This window comes from Methyloradius palustris (assembly GCF_019703875.1).
GTDB classification, from domain to species: Bacteria; Pseudomonadota; Gammaproteobacteria; order Burkholderiales; family Methylophilaceae; genus Methyloradius; species Methyloradius palustris.
This window is the reverse complement of record NZ_AP024110.1, coordinates 1017023-1035653: the sequence shown is the minus strand read 5'-3', so window position 1 is coordinate 1035653 and position 18631 is coordinate 1017023. Positions and strand designations below refer to the sequence as shown.

Sequence of the window (18631 nt, the reverse complement as noted above, 5' to 3'; positions counted from 1 at the left end):
TATGCCTCTTATTACATTAGACCAAGCTAGTCTTGCTTACGGACACCACCCCCTACTTGACCATGCCAGCTTCCAGCTCGATAACGGCGAACGTGTAGGCTTGATTGGTCGCAATGGTGCTGGCAAATCCAGCCTGCTTAAGGTTATCGCAGGAGAAAGCAAGCTGGATGACGGCACTCTTTGGCGCTCGCCATCTGCTCGTGTAGTTTATGTGCCACAAGAACCCGTGCTAATCGAAACACATACCGTATTTGAAGCTGTGGCTGAAGGTCTGGGCGAATTGCAGCAGATACTGGTGGATTACCACAGTGTATCGCACCAAATGGGCGAACCAGATGCCGACATCGAAGCATTGCTAGAGCGCATGCAAATTTTGCAGCATGAGCTGGATAGCAAGAATGGCTGGCAATCACAGGCACGTGTTGATGCAGTACTAACGCGCCTCAAGCTTGATGCTGACAGCCCTGTGGCTAGCCTCTCTGGCGGTTGGCGCAAACGTGTGGCTTTGGGTCGTGCGCTGGTCGCGGAGCCTGAAGTGCTGTTACTGGATGAGCCAACCAACCATCTGGACTTAGAAGCCATCGAATGGCTGGAAGAACTGTTGCTAGGCTTCAATGGTAGCGTGCTGTTTATCACCCATGATCGACGTTTTCTGGATCGACTGGCTACCCGCATCACCGAATTGGATCGCGGCAACTTGACCGATTTTGTTGGCACTTACTCGAATTACCTGGTGAAAAAAGAAGAGTTGCTAGCGGTCGAAGCTACGCATGCTGCCAAATTTGATAAGGTACTGGCACAAGAAGAAGCCTGGATCCGCCAAGGTATCAAGGCACGCCGTACCCGTAACGAAGGCCGCGTAAGACAGCTTGAAAGGCTACGCCTAGAGCGCGCCGCCAGACGCGAGCGTCAAGGCAATGTGAAACTAACACTGGATAGCGGCGACCGCTCTGGCAAGCTGGTAGCCGAGCTTGAAGATGTGCGGAAATCGTATGGTGATAGAACACTGATCAATGGCTTTAGCACCCGCATTCTGCGTGGCGACCGCATCGGCCTGTTAGGGCCTAACGGCATTGGAAAATCAACGCTGCTAAAAATGATACTGGGCGAACTGGAGGCTGATAGCGGCAGTATCCAGCGCGGCACCAACCTCAATATTGCCTATTTCGACCAGATGCGTGAGCAACTGGATGACGAGGCTACACTCGCAGACACCATCAGTCCAGGCTCTGAATTCGTGCAGATCGGCAATGAGCGCAAACATGTCATCAGCTATCTGGAAGACTTTTTGTTCCCGCCGCAGCGTTCACGTTCACCAGTCAAATCATTGTCAGGCGGCGAACGTAACCGCTTGCTACTGGCGCGTTTGTTTGCGCGTCCAGCCAATGTGCTGGTGCTCGATGAACCAACCAATGACTTGGATATTGACACACTGGAATTGCTGGAAAGTCTGTTGCAAGAGTTTGCTGGCACTCTATTCCTGGTCAGCCATGACCGCGCATTTCTCGAAAACACCGTCACACAGGTAATTGCGTTTGAAGGTAATGGCGTGTTGACCGAGTTCGGTGGCGGCTATGACGACTGGCAGCGCTTTACTACACAACGCGCAGCTGAAGAAGCTGCAAGTAAAACCAAAGCTGAACCCAAAAAATCTGAAGCCAGCAAATCCGTTGGTAAACCTGCGACAAAGCTAAGCTTTAAAGAAACGCAGGAACTGGAAAAGCTGCCAGACCAGATTGAAGTGCTGGAAACTGAACAGGCTAAAATCAACGTTTCGCTGACTGATAGCAACATCTATCGTGACGCCCCTGCGCAGGTGAAACAATATCAAGCTCGCCTTGATGAAATTAGCGAAAAGGTGACAAAACTCATGGGGCGCTGGGAAGAGTTATTGCAAAAAAATAGCTGATTTTTGTTGTAATCCTCTTGAAAAATAAGCGAGCGCACATATTTTAAGTTTCAGCGAATGCTCAATTGAGGTTCGCACTTTTGATAATCGCTTATTTTTTGAAAGGATACATCATGCGTACTTATGACTTAAGTCCACTCTACCGCTCTGCTATTGGTTTTGACCGTTTGGCAAGACTGATTAATGAAGCCCAACGCGGCGAAAATGAAACCAACTATCCGCCTTATAACATTGCGTTATTGGGCGAAGATAAATACCGTATTGTGATGGCAGTGGCTGGTTTTGACCGCTCAGAGATTGAGATTGAAACCGAAAAGCAAACGCTGAAAATTGTCGGCCGTAAGCAGAAAGATGATGCTGATGACGCTACTTATCTGCACCGTGGCATTGCGGCCAGAGACTTTCAGCATAGCTTTCAGTTAGCTGACCATGTAAAAGTCCTCAGCGCCAAGCTGGATAAAGGTTTGCTGCACATTGAACTGTTGCGTGAAGTGCCCGAAGCGCTGAAACCCCGCAAAATTGCGATTGATGACAGTAATAATGTGCACCTCATTCAGCAACAAGCGGCATAATCACAACTTAATAATTAAGCTATAAAATCTGCGGGCAGCTTGGTTCTGCCCGCTTTTAATTTTTGCATTTTTTAATTTTCAACATCAGCCACATCAACTAGCCGGAGCAAATCTTGGAACATCTTTTAGAAAAACTGATCTTTGGCAGTCGCTGGATACTCGCCCCGATGTATCTGGGTCTGGTAGGTGGTTTGCTGTTTATGTTGGTCAAGTTTGGGCAGGAGTTTTTCCATATTCTGACGCATATCATTGATACGCCAGAACGTGATGTTGTGCTGTCCATCCTCGCTTTAGTTGATATCACATTGGTTGCTAACCTACTCATCATGGTGATATTTAGTGGTTATGAGAACTTTGTTTCCAAGATTGATGTGGCGCAGCATGTAGATAGGCCAGACTGGATGGGCAAGGTGGATTACTCAGGCCTCAAGATGAAGCTAATTGGGTCGATTGTGGCTATCTCGGCAATTGATCTGCTCAAGGCGTTTATGCATCAATCAGACATTGGCACATCAGCGCTTTCGAATACCCAACTTGCCTGGATGGTAGGTATCCACTTCACCCTGATTATTTCTGGCGTACTTTTCGCAGTGATGGATAAGATTGCCGAGTCGATTGAAAAACATTGATCAGATTACGCTGCAATCTGAACTAAAAAACGACTCAGGTAATCCAATTTTCGTTTAAGAAAATGTCATCTTCTGCCGTTAGTTAAATACAAAGATACGGCATATTAATTGCTATATTAATCAACACCACCCTGCCTCAACCCTCGCTTTTAGAGGGCTCACACCTGAAATACATGACTTTAGGAACCAGCCGTATTGAAGCTTTCTGATTTTGTTCACTTCTCGACTGACATAGCCGACACTGGGACACTATATGCAGTATCCATACAGCCTGTATTGGTCTGCATCTCTATTTTAGTGGCGGTCATTGGTGTCTATATGGCGCTCAAGGTCATACCGCGCATCCAGATTGCTGAAACCAAAGCCTTTAAAGTGTTCTGGATATTAGTCGGTGCCCTCACGATGGGCATTTCAGTGTGGTCCATGCATTTCACTGGCATGCTGGCATTAAAGTTACCTTGCGGGGTTTCATATGAGCCTTTAACTACGCTGGCTTCGATGATTCCTGCGGTTTTGGCAAGCGCTGTAGCATTAGTGTTCATCGCCAGAAAGAATTCTAGCAACCTCAGCCTGTTTGGCTCTAGCACACTACTTGGTGCTGGTATTGGTGCCATGCATTACTCAGGCATGGCAGCCATGCGATTGCCTGGCTATGTTAGCTACAATCCTTATTTATTTAGCTTATCAATTGTGGTGGCAATCTTACTGGCATTCATCGCGCTCGAATGTAGAGCCAGATTGAGCAACTTCGCAAAGAGCCGAGATCTAGTGGCTGCGCTGATCATGGGGGCGGCTATTTCTGGCATGCATTACACCGCCACTTCAGCAGCCTATTTCATTAAAAGTGATATTCCATTGCCAGCACGACTCGATTATTTGAGCACCACTTATCTGGCAGTGATTGTCATTATGGTGTTGTTATTACTCGCGGCATTGATTGTGACTAGCGTGACTGCGTATCGCTATATGAGTATTGCCAAACGTGAAGAGCGCTGGAGATTTGCCCTTGAAGCGGTTGATCATGCGGTGTGGGATTGGAACATCGCCATTGACGAAGTGACCTATTCAAATCAACTCGCTGAAAAATATGGCATACCTAGCAGTAGACTCAAAAATCCAGTTGATTCGATCAAAGCATTCATTCACCCCGATGACTATCAAAATACAATCCAGAAGATGCAAGATTATGTCGCTGGAAACATAGGCACATATGAAGCTGAATACCGCTCAAAAGTAAATTCAGGCGAATATCTTTGGGTACTATCACGCGGCATGGTGATCGATAGAAACGAGGATGGCAAGCCTACCCGTATAGTTGGCACACATACGGATATTACGCAAAAACGGCGCGCCCAAATGCGTGAAACCGCTCGTAATCACATCTTGGAGCTATTAGCCAACGGCGCGCCACTCAATAATATTTTGCAGGTATTGGTCAACAGCGTAGAACAGCAAAATCCCGACATGATCTGCAGCATTATATTGATCGACCATACGGGCCTGCATATGCGCACGGCTGCAGCGCCCAGTCTGCCTGCGTTTTACTCTCAGGCAATCGATGGGCTGGCTATTGGGGTAGGCGTTGGTTGTTGTGGGACAGCTTGTTACACAGGCGAGCGTGTGATTGCTGAAAACATACAGACGCACCCATATTGGGAAAATTACAAAGAAATAGGCAAAAAAGCCAATCTAGGGGCTTGCTGGTCTGAGCCGATTAAAAGCGCTACAGGCAAAGTGCTGGGTAGTTTCGCCATTTATCATCATGAGCCCAGCACGCCCAAAGAGGCTGATATACAACTCATTGAGCAAAACGCAAACCTGGCAGGCATTGCCATTGAAAAAACCTTGGCGAAGGAACAGCTGGAACTGGCTTCATTGGTTTATCAAAATGCAAGCGAGGGCATGCTAGTGACTGATGCCAACAAAAATATAGTTGCCATCAACGCTGCTTTTACTGAAATCACAGGGTACTCGGAAGATATTACACTAGGGGAAAATCCCCGCATATTAAGCTCTGGTAAGCACGATGCAGCCTTTTTTGACAAGATCAATGCAGCACTAAAAGCCAATGGCCGCTGGAAAGGCGAGTTGTGGAACCGCCATAAAAATGGTCAAGAGTATTTGATATTGATGAGCATCGACATCATCCATGATAGTCAGGGCAATATTGAGCGCTACGTCTCATTGTTCTCAGACATTACCGAAAAGAAGAAGTCAGAAGAACTCATCTGGCAACAGGCCAACTTTGACACATTGACCCAGCTGCCCAACCGCCGCTTGTTCCGTGAAAAAATGGAGCACGAGATTATCAGAAGCCAGCGAGATGGCTTACCGATGGCTATTCTGTTTATCGACTTGGATAGATTCAAAGAAGTGAACGATACGCTGGGTCATGGTATGGGCGATATATTGCTAATTGAAGCAGCAAAACGTATCAAAAACGCTGTACGCGAATCAGATACTGTAGCCAGGTTAGGTGGCGACGAATTCACCATCATCCTGTCTGATTTACATGACCATACCAACGTTGAGCGTATCGCTCATAACATCTTGCACAGTCTTTCACAGCCTTTTGCGTTGAGTGATGACATGAGCTATGTATCGGGCAGCATAGGTATTACTTTTTACCCAGATGATGCGACTGACATTGACAATCTACTTAAAAATGCTGATCAGGCCATGTATGCCGCCAAAGAGAATGGGCGCAATCGCTTTCATTATTTCACCGCAGACATGCAAAAGTCTGCGCAAAGCAGAATCCGCCTTGCCAACGATTTAAGGGTAGCGCTCGCCAGAAACGAGCTTTTATTGCATTACCAGCCTATCGTTGAGCTCGCTACAGGCAATATATTCAAAGCTGAAGCGCTCATACGCTGGCAACACCCCAAACATGGCCTAATAAGCCCTGCCGAATTTATCCCGATTGCTGAAGACACTGGGCTAATAGTTGAGATCGGCGACTGGGTATTTGCAGAAGCCGCCAAGCAGGCAGCACTATGGCGGGCATTGCATGACCCTGAATTTCAAATTAGCATCAATAAATCACCGGTACAGTTTCGCAATAATGGCGAGACATCTGTTGACTGGATTGCGCAACTAATAGAGCTAGATTTGCCCGGCCAAGGTATCGTGGTTGAGATTACGGAAGGTTTGCTACTGGATGCTGCCAGCGATGTCACTACTCGATTACTGCAATATCGCGATGCTGGCATACAGGTAGCGATTGATGACTTTGGCACAGGCTATTCATCACTCTCTTATCTGAAGAAATTTGATATTGATTACCTGAAAATTGACCAATCTTTTGTACGCAACCTGAAGCTGAACTCTAATGACATGGCGCTGTGTGAAGCCATTATTGTGATGGCGCATAAACTGGGGATCAAAGTCATTGCCGAAGGTATAGAAACCGAAGACCAACGCAAATTACTGATACAGGCTGGCTGTGATTTCGGCCAAGGTTATCTATTCTCAAGGCCAGTCATTGCCAGTAGCTTTGATGCATTACTCCTCAACAACATGGATGCTTAACCAAGCTAAATGCTGAATTTCGACAATCGATTATTGCGTGAACTGCCGGGGGATAGCGAAACCCACAATCACTTACGGCAAGTCGTCGGTGCTAGCTGGTCGGCTGTTACACCAACGCCCGTAGCCGCCCCAGAATTACTTGCCTATTCGCCAGAGATGGCCAAGCTACTTGACATAGATGATGCTGAAATGCAATCGCCAGAGATGCTCAAAGCATTATCAGGTAATGGCTTGTTAGCAGGCATGCAGACCTATGCAACTTGCTATGGTGGTCATCAGTTTGGGCATTGGGCTGGCCAACTCGGCGATGGCCGTGCGATTTTTCTGGGCGAAACCGTCAATAAACAAGGCCAGCGCTGGGAATTACAGCTAAAAGGCGCAGGTGTCACGCCCTACTCTCGCCGTGCAGATGGCCGCGCTGTATTGCGTTCTTCAGTGCGCGAGTTTTTATGTAGCGAGGCCATGCATCACCTTGGCATAGCAACCACGCGCGCATTGAGTTTGGTTAAGACGGGAGATCAAGTTGTCCGCGACATGTTTTACGATGGCAATCCAAAAGCAGAACTGGGCGCTATCGTCTGCCGCGTTGCGCCTTCATTCACGCGCTTTGGGCATTTTGAATTGCCAGCGTCGCGTGGCGACCATGCATTACTGCAGCAGTTAATCGTATTTACCATTCAGCGCGACTTTCCTGACCTTGTACTTCCTGAGCCTTTGTTAGATGAGTCAAAAACCATCTCAGAAAAATGTGTTGTTGCATGGTTTACTGAAATTTGTGAACGCACAGCCAAGATGATCGCAAAATGGATGCAGGTGGGTTTCGTACACGGCGTGATGAATACCGACAATATGTCGATTCTTGGCCTAACGATTGATTATGGTCCTTACGGCTGGGTAGATAACTTTGACCCAGGCTGGACGCCCAATACCACCGATGCTGCAGGTCGTCGTTACTGTTTTGGCCGTCAACCTGAGATCGCGCGTTGGAATCTTGAGCGTTTAGCCGATGCAATTGGCGTTCTGTTAGTAGATAGCAAAATACTGGAAAGTGGATTGCGTCACTACGATGTGGTCTATAACGCTGAGTGGACGCGCGTATTAGCAGGCAAATTTGGCTTTAACTCATGGCAAGAGAATGACGGCGCGTTAATCAACGACATCTTTGGCCTCATGTATCAGGCTGAGGTGGATATGACCGATTTCTTCCGCCGCCTTGCAGTGATTGATATAGATAACCCAACACCAGAAGCGTTGAAAAATGCGTTTTACCGTGAGGATTTATATAACGAGTTCCACCCTGCGTTCTCAGCATGGCTTTCAAGTTATGTTGAGCGCTTGCGCCAAGATGCTAGACCAAACGCTGAGCGCATTGCCAGCATGCACCAATTCAATCCACGCTATGTACTGCGTAATTACCTGGCACAGCAAGCCATCGACCTTGCTGAGAGCGGTGATAACAGCATGATTATTGAACTACTGGATGTGATGCGCAAACCTTATGACGAACAGCCAGGGCGCGAACGCTATAGCGAAAAACGGCCTGATTGGGCACGGCATAAAGCAGGCTGCTCAAGCCTTTCTTGCAGCTCTTGATGTAGGTTACGCTCCAGTCAACTTGGAGTGGGGCTTTAAATTTAGCTTCTTAATTTACTGATAAGTTTGCTAACTAAGGTCACACACAACAAGGCTAATGCCCCAGCTAATACACCTAGCAATCCATGCAACACTGCTGGCAAAATAGCTGTAGCAACCGCGCCCAACCATTGAACACCCGCCAGCATAGCTACCACGACGTTAACGCCATGCTCAATCCAAACATCTATTGCATGTAAACCATGTGCCAATATGCCGCCGCCCACCATGAACATAGCGGCTGTGCCAATCACTGAGAGCGATTTCATCATGCGCGGGGCAAACCCCAGAATGCCACGCCCGAGTATGTGTTGAATTTTTCTTACGCGACTTTCACCGGGCAATTGCAGCAGGTAAAGACCTGCATCATCCAACTTTACAATGCCTGCAACCAAGCCATAGACGCCCACTGTCATGATGATGGCGACGGCAACCATGACTGCCACTTGGTCATACAATGAAGCCGTGGCAACAGTGCCGAGCGTAATCGTAATAATCTCAGCGGACAGAATAAAATCTGTGCGCACCGCACCTTTTATTTTTTCTTGTTCAATTGCCAGAACATCTTCCGTCTTACCGCTTGAAGCATGATTTTTATTTGATTCAGCAGGCGTTGGATGATGAAAAAAAGTATGGGCTAATTTCTCAAAACCTTCATAGCAAAGAAATAGGCCACCCAGCATTAACAGAGGCGTGATAGCCCAATTTGCGAACACACTGATGGCTAATGCAGCTGGCACTAAAATACATTTGTTTTTAATCGACCCTTTAGCCACTGCCCAGACTACGGGTAACTCTCTATCAGCGTTCACCCCTGATACTTGCTGTGCATTTAATGCCAAATCGTCACCAAGCACACCCGCTGTTTTCTTGGCGGCGACTTTGGTCATGACACTGATATCGTCCAATACGCTGGCGATATCATCAATCAGGGTTAATAAACTGGCTCCTGCCATACATAGTCCTTATTTAGTGAAATTCAAAACATGTTAATAAACTGTTACTGATTGGCATATACTGAATGTGAGCATCATACATGCAACCCTCTATGTATCGTCAAAGGCAACATGGCAATCGATCTTGGCAAGATAGATGTTGTTAGAGAAACTGGCAGTCATCAAACATTGCCGGATGCGCTATTATTAGAAACTGATCTAGTTGATCGCTGGGTAAAACCTCTCGCACTCTCTGCCACCGTTCTTTCCATCTTGCTGGCACTCACTTTTGCAGGCTGGCTCATTGCTAAAAACAATGCCACACACTACCTTGAGTCCAGCTTTGACTTTCGAGTACGAGACCTGATTGTACGTATCAATCAACGCATGAACACCTATGAGCAGGTTTTGAGAGGTGTGCAAGGCCTGATTCGCGCCTCTGACCAAGTCACACGTGAAGAATTTGCTGACTATGTTGATTCGCTGCAACTTGATGCCAACTTCCCTGGTATTCAAGGCGTGGGGCTAGCAGAGATTGTTCACGATGCTGATAAAGATCAGCATATTACCCACATGCGTGGCCTAGGCTTTCCTGAATACAATATTCACCCCGAAGGTAAGCGTGATGTTTATGTCGTCATCACGCAAATGGAACCCTTTAAAGATAAAAATCAGGTTGTACTTGGCTATGACCCCTATCCTCAAGCAATGATCCGGCAAAGCATGGATAAAGCGCGCAATCAGGATATCGCGACCATTTCTGGAAAAATGCAGCTACTGCAAGACAAAGGTGAACCAGAAACGCCAGCCTTTATTATGTATTTCCCCCTTTATAAAAAAGGTGCTATACACACCAATGTTGCAGAACGGCAAGCCAACATCGTTGGTTGGGTAGATGCACCGTTCAGGATGAATGACCTGATGAGTGGAATAGGCGGTGAGCGTGGCAACGATCTTGATGTCAAGATATACGATGGCGACACTATATCAGCGCAAACTTTAATGTATGCATCAAAAACGCCTGATAAAAAACCTCATGTACCACTGATGAAAAAGCTTGAGCATATTGAAATATCCGGTCATCGTTGGACACTGATCGTTAACTCACTACCTGCATTTGAAGCACGTGTTCAGAAAAATGAGCCCCGTTTTATAGCCATTACAGGGGCCCTATTTAGTCTGTTGCTAGCCACACTGACCTGGATACTCGCCACCAGTCGAGTACGAGCAATTAACATTGCTAAAAATATGACAGAGAGCTTGAGACTCAGTGAAGAGCGCTGGAAATATGCACTTGAGGGGTCAGGTGATGCGGTCTGGGATTGGGATATGCAAAATGGAGAACTCTTTCTCTCGAAACGCTGGAACGAGATGCTGGGCTACCCGCATGAAGATAACGCCAATGGCTTAGAAAGCTGGAAAAAACTAGTCCATGCTGATGATATAGAACCAACATTGCAAATGATGCGTGACCATATGGAAGGCAAAACGCCCGCGTTCACCCACGAATACAGGACATGGTGTAAAGATGGCAGCATGCGATGGATATTAGGCCGTGGCATGGTCATGAGCCGCGACGCAGATGGTAAACCATTGCGCATTCTGGGGACTAACACTGATATCACAGATCGAAAAGCTTCTGATATGCGCATACTGGAGCTTGCCCAGTTTGACGTACTGACTGGATTGCCAAATCGTGTGTTGCTCATGGATAGACTTGAGCAAGAGATCAAAAAATCAAAGCGTACAGGTTTACCGCTTGCGGTGATGTTTACTGATATTGACCATTTCAAAGAAGTGAATGACACGCTCGGCCACCAAAGTGGCGATAACCTCTTAAAAGAAGCCGCCAAGCGTATGCTGGGTTGCATACGTGAAAGTGACACAGTGGCGCGCTTTGGTGGTGACGAATTCACCATTGTACTGGGAGACCTTGAAGACATTAGCAGCGTAGAGCGCGTTGCCAAACAGATTTTGCAGAAGCTAGCAGAGCCTTTTAATCTGGATGGTGAGCTAGTCTATGTTTCAGTCAGCATTGGCATGACGCTCTACCCAACCGATGCCGACAACATACAAGCGCTATTAAAGAGCGCGGATCAAGCCATGTATGCCGCCAAAAACCTTGGCCGCAATCGCTATAGTTACTTCACGCTTTACATGCAAGAGGCTGCGCAAACGCGTATGCGCCTAACCAGCGATTTGCGCACTGCACTCTCGCACGAGCAACTGTTTGTGGTGTACCAACCGATTGTTGAATTAGCGAGTGGCGATATACATAAGGCTGAAGCACTGGTACGTTGGCAACATCCAACCCGTGGACTGGTCAGCCCAGCAGACTTTATTCCAATCGCAGAAGAAACTGGGCTGATTGTTGATATTGGCCAGTTTGTGTTTGAAGAGGCGGCAAAAACAGTCAAAATATGGCGCGAACTATATCATCCACAATTTCAAATCAGCATCAATAAATCACCTGTGCAGTTTTACGACATGCATGAGAACCATGCCAACTGGTTTGACTACTTGGCATCGCTAGACATGCCAGGCCAAAGTATCACCATCGAAATCACTGAAGGGCTGCTGATGGATGCCAGCAATAACATTATTGATAAGCTGCTGGCTTTCAGGGATGCTGGCATGCAAGTGTCGCTAGACGACTTTGGCACAGGCTATTCATCACTTTCTTACCTCAAGAAATTCGATATTGATTACCTAAAAATAGATCAATCGTTTGTGCGTAATCTGACTGCAGAATCTGAAGATTTTGCCCTCTGCGAGGCAATTATCGTGATGGCGCATAAGCTTAATATCAAAGTGATTGCTGAAGGTGTAGAGACCATTTCCCAGCGTGATTTACTACTTGCAGCAGGCTGTGACTATGCACAGGGATTTTTATTCTCGCGGCCAGTCAAGTCAGACGAATTTGAAAAGCTGTTAAAAGCAGTGAGATAACTCACTGCTTTTAACAGCTTAATTAATCAGACCCCACGCAAAAACTGAATAGTAAAAATACCAAGGAATGTCATGATGAGTGATCCAATGACATGCAGTGAAACCAGCCCCAGCGCCCAAGATAACTGCTCACGCTGAATCAACACTACGACCTCGGCAGAAAACCCTGAGAACGTCGTTAGCCCACCAAGAAACCCAACCACCCCAAGCAAACGCACCTCTTGCGGCACTGATTGAAAACTACTAAAAGCGCCTACTGAAAGCCCTATCAGATAGCCACCAACTAAGTTGGCAATCAAAGTACCCAAGGGAATATTGACGAATAGTGGATTCAACTGAATGCCGAGCTGCCAGCGTATCAATGCGCCAACAGAGGCACCGCAACAAATCAGAAAAATGGAATAGAGCATGTTAGAAGTCCTTAAATTGTTAACAATCAACGCTATTTAAAAGTTAACCTTTTCGGACGCAAGCCTACGCGCCCGAATCGGGTTCACGTAGGCATCATTAGCTGCTGGAGCACAGCGGTTTATATCAGGAAGCATGCCATTTCCTGTGCTGAATCAATTTTAAAACAAAACAGCTTTTGCTATCAAGCCTGAATATTAAGGCCTAAGTTAAGTGAGGTTTCCAAGGAAATCTGGCTTACCTATATCCACACCATTGTGTCGCAATATCGCGTATGCAGTCGTAACATGGAATAAAAAATTAGGTAGTGCAAAACCTAACAAATTATTCTTACCTGTAAAAACCACGGGGTTGCCGCGCAATTTAAGCGTAATGGTATTGTCTTCACTGCCATCAATCTGTTCGGGCTTAAAGCTCTGCAGATACGCTACAGTGGTATGAATGCGGTCTTGCAGCTCTTGAAATGTAGTCTCAGTATCAGCGTAATTCGGCACCTCATTTCCCGCTAATCTGGCAACACAACCCTTAGCAGTATCTGTGGCAATTTGCACCTGTCGCGCAAATGCAAACATATCAGGCGATAGCCTGGCATTGATGAATACCGACTGCTCGATTTTCTTGGCCTCAGCGTGTGCTGTAGCCTTAGTGATAATCGCAGATAGATTGTTCAGCATTTTGATGAACACAGGCACTGATGCTTGGTACATGGTCAATTGATTGGTCATGATTTACTCTTTTAAAATATGAATGAAAAAGCCTGTCATTGCTAGCTTCTAAAGCCAGTCGTTTCGTAAACTTGGCATAAACGGTAGAATACCATCTGGCTGTCCTCGTGGTGAAACGGATATCACCGGCCCCTCCTAAGGGTCAGTTTCAGGTTCGAGTCCTGACGGGGACACCATTCAAAAAATTCAAATTGAACCGCCTCTCATTAGTTGTTATGCTCTGGGCATGAGAATTTTTAGACAAAAACGTCGTGCCATTGCGTTATTCGCATGCCTGACTATTTTGTTAAACGCGCTTGCACCTGCCATTTCACATGCAACTGCAGTCGCACATGGCAACCAAGTGCCATGGCTCAAAATCTGTAGTCAATCCAATACCACCCCCCTCAATCTGATTGATGCCTCAAATAAACAGGGCAGTAATAAATCAGATGACTCCCGCCCCATGAGCATGGAAGACTGCGGTTATTGCTTGAATCATGCGGGTTCATTTGGCATGACACATCAGCTTGCGCTTAATCTGCCAGACCTTGATTTATCGTATTCCCTGCCATATCTTTTCTACCATGCCCCAGGCAAGTTATTCGTTTGGGCATCATCTAACCCCCGCGCACCGCCTGTTTTCTCCTGATTATCAATTCGCCAGTGATTAACGCTGGCTTAATCTAATCGGGAGCAGGTGATGATGAATATCACACCTTCTCCAACTGTAGTTTTGGAGAAATACCATGCAATTCAAAATCCATATGCTGTGCGCGGCTGTTGCTGCAACATTCACGCATCAGGTTTGTGCGGCAGAAACAAATAATAACGAAGCATTAGTGTTACCAGTGGTGAATGTGACCGACCAATATTTGCCGGCTCCCTCTTCGATCACACAACCTGACATTAAAAAAGCAGTTAAAGAAATCAACAAAACTGCTGGGGGTGTCACCGTAGTAGATGCAGAACAGTACCGCGAAGGCCGCGTATCCACCTTCACTGACACATTAGGGCTGGCACCTGGCGTGTTTATTCAATCACGGTTTGGTACTGAAGAGAGCAGACTCTCGATTCGTGGCTCAGGCTTGCAGCGTAACTTCCACGGTCTCGGTATCAAGCTCATGCAAGATGGCATCCCCGTGAATCAGGCCGATGGCAGCTTTGATTTCCCTTCAATTGACCCGCTCTCTACGCAATATGTAGAAGTATTCCGTGGTGCCAACGCCCTGCAGTACGGTGCGAGCAATCTGGGTGGCGCGATCAATTTCATTTCGCCCACTGGCTATACGGCGCCAAAGTTTGAAGTGCGCACCGAAGCGGGTAGCTTTGGTTATTACAAGCTAGGCTTGAGCACCGCAGGCGTGGTCGATGCGCTTGATTATTACGTGAGTGCATCCAGCGGTGGTCAGAACGGTTTTCGCCATAACGCAGACCAATCGGCGCAGCGCCTGAATGCTAATCTGGGCTACAAAATCAATGACAATGCAGAAACACGTTTTTACTTAGGCTATGTGACCAACGACTCGGATCTGCCAGGGCAACTTACCAAGGCCGAGTTGCAGCAAAATCCACGTCAATCGCAGTATCAAGCAAACCCTTTTGATCCTGCGCTGCAAGGCACAGGCCAGTGGAAACGTAATATAGACTTGTGGCGCATCGCTAACAAAACCACGTTCAAGTTCGACAACACGACGCTTGAGCTTGGCGCGTATTACGCCAATAAAGACTTGTACCACCCCATTGTCGATTTGTTTTATTACAGCCCGTTTATCACCAGCACTGTTGGTGTAATCGACCAGCATAACGATGATTACGGCTTGACCGCGCGACTTAAACACCAGAACACGCTATTCGGCCTGAAGAACGAAATCATCGCTGGTATCAGCCCGACTTATGGTGAAACCGACGATAAGCGCTTCAGGAATATTCAGGGGCAACGCGGCGCGCTGACTAATCATTACGCACAAACCGCCTCGAATATTGAAATGTACACAGAAGATCGCTTGTCGCTGACATCAGATTTAACCTTGATTGCGGGCTTGCAATACGCACGCTCAAAACGCGAAACCAAGGATTTGTTCATTACCAGCACTGGTGATGAAAGCTACAGCCAAACCTATACGCAAACCAATCCAAAGCTTGGCGTGCTGTATCAGTTACAGCCTAAAATCCAGCTATTTGCCAATGTCTCGCGTAGTTTTGCCCCGCCTGACTTTGGTGACTTGACCACACCTGCCATGGCCAAAACCCTGAAAGCACAAAAAGGCACCACTTATGAAATCGGTAGCCGTGGCAATAGCCAGTATGTAGATTGGGATGTTGCTGTTTACCATGCCAGGTTACAAAACGAGCTATTAGGCGTCTCGCCAACACCAGGCGTTACTGACACCATCAATGCTGGCAATACCATCCATACAGGGCTTGAGATGGGCTTGAGATGGGCATGACAGCCCGCCTGCCGCAACATCTTGTATGGCGCCACAGCTTGTTGTTGAATGATTTCAGGCTGGAAAATGATCCGACATTTGGCAATAACCATCTACCAGGCATACAGCGCACGCTATTACGCGGTGAGTTGCTTTACCGGAACAATGGCTTTTACGCAGGCCCTACGTTTGAGGTGTCACCACAAAGCTATGCTGTAGATTTTGCCCAAACGCTATATGTGGACTCATACACCATTGTTGGCCTGAAAGTCGGTCAGCAGTATGACGAGCATTTATCTTGGTTTGTGGAAGGCCGCAACCTTGCCAATAAGAAATATGCAGCGGGCACTGATGTACTCAAAGTTTACGACCCCACGTCAGATCGCCCGTTTTATCCGGGTGATGGAGTTTCTGTGTATGCCGGTGTGCAATACCGCTACTAATGGGGAAATGATGCAAATAAATCTATTTAAAAAAACTGGCTGGCTTTTCTGGCATCGCTGGCTAGGGTTAATCACCTGTATTGGTCTCTTACTCTGGGGGTTATCTGGGTTATCACACCCCATCATGACAAGGCTGCAGCCAGTGCCTGCACAATTTACGCCGCCCCCACAGCACCTGGATCTGAGTCATAGCCTAAGCCCTGTTAAATTGCTGGCCATGCATCACATTCCATTCGTTTCAGGTGTGAGCCTGATTGAATATGATGGCCAGCAATTGTTTAGAGTCTCCACAGACGCAAGCCTGCCCGCTCGCTATTTTGATAGTGCTAATGGAAGGGAGCTTAAGGATGGTGACCGCTTATATGCTGAATATCTCGCCAGCCATTACAGCGGGCGCAATAGACTGGCAGTGACAAACAGCAGCCTCATCAACCAGTTCAGTGATGAATATCCAGAGGTCAATCGCTTATTGCCTGTCTGGCGAATCGAGTTTGCTGGTAGCGACCACTTGCGGGCATTTATTGATACGGACCAGGCGCGCTTGGCAACGCTCTCCAACGACTGGCGTTACCAACTGACTAAAGTATTTCGATTTGGCCACAACTGGTCATTTCTTGATAGTACGCCGCGCCTGCAAGTGTCGTTAATGACGTTTGTGCTAGTAATCGCAATCAGCTCGGGCATTTCTGGACTCATACTGTATGTGAAACGTGGCCGCTATGCTGCAAACAGGCTGGCCAATCAACCCGCGCGGCGATGGCACAAGCGCATCGGGCTACTGGTGGCAACATCCACACTGCTATTTGCTGGCAGCGGGCTATTTCACCTCATCATGAGTTTTCAGCAAGCTCGGCAAACAGCGCCTGATTTAGCGCTCAAGTTGGTCGATGTGGAGCAGCTCTCTGACCAGGTATGGTCAGAACTCAGCGCGCAAACGATGTCACGACTACGCTTGATCAGTGAAAGTGAAACCCCGCTCTGGATGTTGGCCAAAGATACTGATGCACCAATGGCACAAGTCGCGATGATGTCGCATGAGCACCACCATGCAACACCAGCACAAGAGCCATCTTCAAGCTTGCTGATCAATGCAAATGGCAGTAGCGAGGCAGCACCGGACCTCATCAAACTGGCAAAAGTGCAAGCCACACATTATGCACAATTACCAATCGACGACATCACCGCCACTTCAGTCGTTAGCCAGTTTGGTGGCGAATATGGCTTTGTATTCAAGCGATTGCCAGTGATCAAGGTACAGTTTAAAAACAAAGATCACTTGCGCCTCTATATTGAGCCAGAGACTGGCGCACTTGCAGCAAAAATCACGGATATTGATGCCACTGAAGGCTGGAGTTTCGCTTATTTACACAAATGGGAGTTTGCCAATTACAACAAAGATTTCCGCGATATTCTGGTGGCACTGTTTGTCTTGGGTAATCTTTGCACTGCATTTTTAGGCATCTGGCTATTTACAAGAAAATGGCCAGCATCTTCCACTCGCTAAAGGTGATTCTGCCCAAACCTTATTATTATGGAACGCTGCTCAAATATACTGCTCTATACAACGAGCATCTGTGCTGCTTATAAGCGATATGATTTAGTAACATTCAACGGAGTCACCATGAAATTAAGATTAGTCACACTCTTATCCAGCTTACTAATGTTGATGCAGTCGGTTGCTATCGCGGCTGACGTGCCAAAGATAGGTCAGCCAGCGCCTGGATTTAAACTGGAGGATGCAAAGGCACAGCCCCACCAACTTTCGGATTACCAAGGCAAATGGGTCGTGCTCTATTTTTACCCCAAAGACGATACGCCAGGTTGCACAAAAGAAGCCTGCAGTTTCAGGGATGATATGTCGCAACTGGATAAACTGGGGGCTCAGGTGATTGGCATCAGTGTAGATACCAGTGACTCACATGCTGCCTTTGCCAAAAAATATAGCCTGCCATTCCCTTTACTGGCGGATGCTGATGGCAAAGTCGCGGATAGTTATGGCGCATTGACCAACCTAGGCTTATTCAAGATTGCAAAACGCTATACTTTTTTGATCGATCCCAAGGGTAATATTGCTAAAATCTACCAAAGCGTAGACACTTCACGCCATTCGCAAGAAATTATCGACGACTTGAAAAAACTGATATAAATCGCACCCTACTCAATGGAATCTTATACCTCATGAAATCTTCTGCTTATGTTAGCGCTATGCTCATTTCTTTAACCCTCACAGGTTGTGGTGCATTCAGTTCTACAAAACCAGTCAATCGACCTTCACAAGAAGTGAACTGTAGTGGCTTTGCCGACTGGCAGGTATGTGATGCCAAAGCAGCAAGGTTATGTGAAAGCGGCTATGACACCATGAGCAAAGAAGAGAACCTGGTCACCCAGAAACGTCTCATGCATTTTGCTTGCAAGCCATAATTTGCTGAAATAAGCATGGCCTCGGTTTGATTGCGCGACTTTGCTTAAATGCGGCCTCATGTTTTAATC

At 47.0% G+C, this 18631-nt stretch carries 15 protein-coding genes, 1 tRNA gene and 1 riboswitch; of the genes, 13 read left to right on the top strand and 3 right to left on the bottom strand.

The window, feature by feature from the left end; all coding sequences use genetic code 11:
* Position 1: 1 nt before the first annotated feature.
* The 5 genes from ZMTM_RS05060 to ZMTM_RS05040 all read left to right on the top strand — a co-directional run bounded on the left by ZMTM_RS05060 (position 2) and on the right by ZMTM_RS05040 (position 8234).
* Complete coding sequence (locus ZMTM_RS05060; RefSeq protein ID WP_221765217.1) at positions 2–1909, top strand: ATP-binding cassette domain-containing protein; 1908 nt, start codon at positions 2–4, stop codon at positions 1907–1909.
* Positions 1910–2022: 113 nt separating this feature from the next.
* On the top strand, positions 2023–2481 hold the full coding sequence (locus ZMTM_RS05055; protein ID WP_221765216.1) for an Hsp20 family protein: 459 nt from the start codon (positions 2023–2025) through the stop codon (positions 2479–2481).
* Between the two features lie 113 nt (positions 2482–2594).
* Positions 2595–3110 carry a TIGR00645 family protein gene (locus ZMTM_RS05050; protein ID WP_225907105.1) on the top strand — a complete coding sequence of 172 codons (516 nt, stop codon included), beginning with the start codon at positions 2595–2597 and terminating at the stop codon, positions 3108–3110.
* A 195-nt stretch (positions 3111–3305) separates the two neighbouring features.
* Positions 3306–6641, top strand: coding sequence for an EAL domain-containing protein (locus tag ZMTM_RS05045; protein ID WP_221765215.1), 3336 nt, complete (start codon positions 3306–3308; stop codon positions 6639–6641).
* Positions 6642–6650: 9 nt separating this feature from the next.
* Positions 6651–8234, top strand: a complete 1584-nt coding sequence (locus tag ZMTM_RS05040; RefSeq protein ID WP_221765214.1) for a protein adenylyltransferase SelO — start codon at positions 6651–6653, stop codon at positions 8232–8234.
* A 41-nt stretch (positions 8235–8275) separates the two neighbouring features.
* Here the strand turns inward: ZMTM_RS05040 and ZMTM_RS05035 are convergent, their stop codons facing one another.
* Positions 8276–9229, bottom strand: coding sequence for a DUF808 domain-containing protein (locus tag ZMTM_RS05035; protein ID WP_221765213.1), 954 nt, complete (start codon positions 9227–9229; stop codon positions 8276–8278).
* A gap of 111 nt (positions 9230–9340) precedes the next feature.
* On the opposite strand from ZMTM_RS05035, the gene ZMTM_RS05030 reads away from it, so the two are divergent.
* Positions 9341–12157, top strand: a complete 2817-nt coding sequence (locus tag ZMTM_RS05030) for a bifunctional diguanylate cyclase/phosphodiesterase (protein ID WP_225907104.1) — start codon at positions 9341–9343, stop codon at positions 12155–12157.
* A 26-nt stretch (positions 12158–12183) separates the two neighbouring features.
* Here the strand turns inward: ZMTM_RS05030 and crcB are convergent, their stop codons facing one another.
* Together crcB and ZMTM_RS05020 are read right to left on the bottom strand one after the other, a co-directional pair.
* Positions 12184–12567: a fluoride efflux transporter CrcB gene (gene crcB / locus ZMTM_RS05025; protein WP_221765212.1), complete on the bottom strand. Its 384-nt coding sequence runs from the start codon at positions 12565–12567 to the stop codon at positions 12184–12186.
* 81 nt (positions 12568–12648) lie between these two features.
* Positions 12649–12720: riboswitch (Fluoride riboswitch) on the bottom strand.
* A 54-nt stretch (positions 12721–12774) separates the two neighbouring features.
* Positions 12775–13290 (bottom strand): DUF1993 domain-containing protein, encoded by a 516-nt coding sequence (locus ZMTM_RS05020; protein WP_221765211.1) that lies wholly within the window; start codon positions 13288–13290, stop codon positions 12775–12777.
* A 101-nt stretch (positions 13291–13391) separates the two neighbouring features.
* Between ZMTM_RS05020 and ZMTM_RS05015 the strand changes: the two genes are divergently transcribed.
* The 7 genes from ZMTM_RS05015 to ZMTM_RS04990 all read left to right on the top strand — a co-directional run bounded on the left by ZMTM_RS05015 (position 13392) and on the right by ZMTM_RS04990 (position 18562).
* Positions 13392–13466, top strand: a tRNA-Arg gene (locus ZMTM_RS05015).
* A gap of 50 nt (positions 13467–13516) precedes the next feature.
* Positions 13517–13921 (top strand): DUF2946 domain-containing protein, encoded by a 405-nt coding sequence (locus ZMTM_RS05010; protein WP_221765210.1) that lies wholly within the window; start codon positions 13517–13519, stop codon positions 13919–13921.
* Between the two features lie 97 nt (positions 13922–14018).
* The gene (locus ZMTM_RS05005) at positions 14019–15719 is read left to right on the top strand and encodes a TonB-dependent receptor family protein (RefSeq protein WP_264081920.1); all 1701 of its coding nucleotides are present in this window, start codon (positions 14019–14021) and stop codon (positions 15717–15719) included.
* Complete coding sequence (locus ZMTM_RS13505) at positions 15716–16141, top strand: TonB-dependent receptor (protein ID WP_264081919.1); 426 nt, start codon at positions 15716–15718, stop codon at positions 16139–16141. Before ZMTM_RS05005 ends, ZMTM_RS13505 begins: the two co-directional genes overlap by 4 nt.
* A gap of 7 nt (positions 16142–16148) precedes the next feature.
* Positions 16149–17645, top strand: coding sequence for a PepSY domain-containing protein (locus tag ZMTM_RS05000; protein ID WP_221765209.1), 1497 nt, complete (start codon positions 16149–16151; stop codon positions 17643–17645).
* 117 nt (positions 17646–17762) lie between these two features.
* Complete coding sequence (locus tag ZMTM_RS04995) at positions 17763–18287, top strand: peroxiredoxin (RefSeq protein WP_221765208.1); 525 nt, start codon at positions 17763–17765, stop codon at positions 18285–18287.
* A gap of 32 nt (positions 18288–18319) precedes the next feature.
* Positions 18320–18562: a hypothetical protein gene (locus tag ZMTM_RS04990; protein WP_221765207.1), complete on the top strand. Its 243-nt coding sequence runs from the start codon at positions 18320–18322 to the stop codon at positions 18560–18562.
* Positions 18563–18631 lie beyond the last annotated feature (69 nt).